The following is a 2888-nucleotide window of genomic DNA, read 5'->3' as shown; positions in this document are numbered from 1 at the left end:
CACGATCATATAAGATTTCTTGAACTTCACGATAGCTAAGGTTATAACGAAGATAGTAGCCCACGGCTACAATAATCACATCCTGCTGAAATTGCTTTCCTTTAAAAGGATTCATCGTCATTCCTCCAGCTATCTTTTTCTATTATTCTACCTTATTTGATAGTAGATTTAAAACTTTGCAACAGAACCATTTGGCTTATTTTTTAAGGAGCTACTTCTGGAACGCCGTTTCTTTTATTCCATCTGTTGTCTGATATTTTTAGGGATCATGATGATTTCTGGTGTCAGATCTACAGGACAAAAAGTCTTGTCGATACACTGTTCCCAATAGGCTAAATGTTTTTGATCGATCCAATCTGTCGAGTCTTTAACTTCTTGACCACCTTCGCCTTGAATCGAGTACCAGTATAAGTATTCGTGTCCATCTAATACTTCACGAAAGATCGTTTCTACGTACATTTTTTCAGCTTCTAAAGTCAGTAAGGTTTCGTGCATATGTTCGTTTAAAAAGGCGAGCCATTCATCGACGAGATGAGAAGTTCCTTTTACGATGCGAAAACGAGTTAATTCAACGTTGATCATTTATCTTCTCCTTTTTAATACGTATAACGTAGTTCACTCAATGCAAGGATCTCTTTAACTAATATTTTATTTTCAGGATTTAAAGCAATACGATGTTTGAGCAAGCAATTGGAAACATCTAAATTGAAGCGACTCAAAATAAGTGGGAAAGCGTTCAAATCATTAGAAAATTCGATCACGTAGTTTGCAAACAATTCTCTTAATGGTCGTTCGTTAGAATCATTTAGATGTTTGATGAGTTCCATTAGATGATCGCACGCAATTTCAGTACGTTCCTTTCGACCATCGTACCAATTTACAGTTTTCATATTTATCACCCCTATACTTCAAGTTTACGCTTGATGGATCGTTTTTTTCAATAGTTTTGAAAAAAATTACAGTAAAAGTTATTCTTATAAAGTTTTGACTAAAAAAAACCACTAGTTAGACTAGTGAGTAAAAAAAGCAACAAGATTAGATATCATAGTTATTGAGCTAGAACTACAGATTTAGATAATTGAAAAACGGGTTTTGTTTTTGGTGTAAGGGTAAGTACAAAGATAACAATCGGCATATACATCATTGTCATGGATAAACGTTGATAAATTCCTGCGAAATCTAAGCCAATATATTGCGCATAACCATTTAGAAAAGCGCAAATAATCGACAGCGTACCAATAACAAAGAAGCGTCTTGCGAAAATAGGAGCCTGTTTATAGAGGACAAGTCCGATCAAAAATGGGAAGAACAACATTCCCAAGCTACCAAGAATCGAGGCAAGCTCATGGATCAAGGCAATATAACCTGTAGCACTATCGATACTAAACAATCCGGAAAATAAGCATTCACCAATCGCAAAACTTGCTAGAGCGCAGCTTACAGAAAGACTCTTTAGAGAAGATGTCTTACTTTTCAAGTAGTCCATCAATCCGACTAATCTCGAAAGTAAGCATGTTCCAGAAAGGATTGAAGCGATACTAAACGCATAATATACCGGGCTATTGACGCTACCTAATTCACTAATGACCTGGGTTAGTGAATTATACTCAGGATAAAATAATGCTAGAAGATAAGGTGTCGTAAAATCGATTAAGACAAATCCTAGCAATAAATAGCGAAAATGTTGTTTGATCATGTTCATCCTCTTCTTTCTCATAATGGTTCTTGTTTTATTGTTGTTCTTAGTGTAGCTGTATGAACTTAATTGAAGCTTAAGATAGAATAAAATGAAATAAATTAAACGAATGTACGGAGATCAATACGTATTTATATAATCTGTTTTCGGTTCCTATTATCGCAAAAACAATAAAATTATAAAAAATAAAAATACATCATCTAGCCAGTTGCTTTTTTGTTATACTAAAAAGAGTAAAAACAAAGGAGAGTTATCCATGTTAGTATTTGATTTAGACGATACCTTATATGATCAATTGATTCCATTTCAAAAAGCGTATGAGGATCAGTTCCATATGAAAGATATCAACGTTGAGGAGTTGTATCGATTAAGCCGCAAGTATGGCGATGAAGTGTTTGTTGCTTCAGAAACAGGGAAGATGTCCATGCAAGCGATGCATCGCTATCGCATTCAAAAGGCTTTTTTCGCATTAGGGCAGACGATCACGGATGCACAGGCAGATCAATTCCAAGCAAATTATCGAAATTATCAGCAACAAATCACGCTCAATCCATTCATGGAAGAGATCTTAGACTACTGTGTAAAACATCAAATCGAGATTGCATTACTCACAAATGGCGCCTCTAATTATCAACGTAATAAAATCAAACAACTGAAACTAGAGAGATGGTTTTTATCCGATCGTTTCTTTGTTTCCGGAGAGATTGGTGTCATGAAACCTGATCTAGCAATTTATTCTTATGTCGCACGTCAAGTCAATAAACAGCCTGAAGAATTGTACTTGATTGGGGACTCGTTTGAAAATGATATGGTCGGCGCTATAAATGCAGGGTGGCACACAGTTTGGTTAAATAAATACGATATAACTTTAGATCATCCACTTAAACCTGAAGTGATTTTTCCCACCAGTGAAGCTGTTTTAAACTGGGTACAAGAAAAAGGATAAAAATATGGTTGCGTTTACATTTTCATCATGCTATACTTTAGAAAATAAAACGTACAGGCATGTGACTGGTAATGCAGACAGGACCTCAAAACACGTGATAAAAGTAAACCCTTACTTTTATGGCTCTTTGTCAATAAGGACTGATGAAGAGAAATTTTACAAATCAGAGGAAGTAGAGAAATCTGCTTCCTCTGATTTTTTTGTTATTTTATGACGATTAATTGATTCATCATAAAAATTCTCGTT

4 protein-coding genes and 1 pseudogene are annotated in these 2888 nt (G+C 35.0%); 1 reads left to right on the top strand and 4 read right to left on the bottom strand.

Going from position 1 to position 2888, the window contains the following annotated elements; genetic code table 11:
• The 4 genes and pseudogenes from ACWOEC_RS12015 to ACWOEC_RS12000 all read right to left on the bottom strand — a co-directional run.
• Positions 1-115 (bottom strand): annotated as a pseudogene (locus ACWOEC_RS12015) (IS6 family transposase); the annotation flags it as partial.
• A 119-nt stretch (positions 116-234) separates the two neighbouring features.
• The gene (locus ACWOEC_RS12010) at positions 235-582 is read right to left on the bottom strand and encodes a DUF6176 family protein (RefSeq protein ID WP_455308467.1); all 348 of its coding nucleotides are present in this window, start codon (positions 580-582) and stop codon (positions 235-237) included.
• Positions 583-596: 14 nt separating this feature from the next.
• Positions 597-890: a bacteriocin immunity protein gene (locus ACWOEC_RS12005; RefSeq protein ID WP_455308465.1), complete on the bottom strand. Its 294-nt coding sequence runs from the start codon at positions 888-890 to the stop codon at positions 597-599.
• A 158-nt stretch (positions 891-1048) separates the two neighbouring features.
• Positions 1049-1696, bottom strand: a complete 648-nt coding sequence (locus ACWOEC_RS12000; RefSeq protein ID WP_455308463.1) for a DUF998 domain-containing protein — start codon at positions 1694-1696, stop codon at positions 1049-1051.
• 256 nt (positions 1697-1952) lie between these two features.
• Between ACWOEC_RS12000 and ACWOEC_RS11995 the strand changes: the two genes are divergently transcribed.
• The gene (locus tag ACWOEC_RS11995) at positions 1953-2642 is read left to right on the top strand and encodes an HAD family hydrolase (RefSeq protein ID WP_455308461.1); all 690 of its coding nucleotides are present in this window, start codon (positions 1953-1955) and stop codon (positions 2640-2642) included.
• The last annotated feature ends 246 nt before the right edge of the window (positions 2643-2888 follow it).

Source organism: Enterococcus bulliens (assembly GCF_053761865.1).
This window is presented reverse-complemented; position numbering and strand designations above follow the sequence as displayed.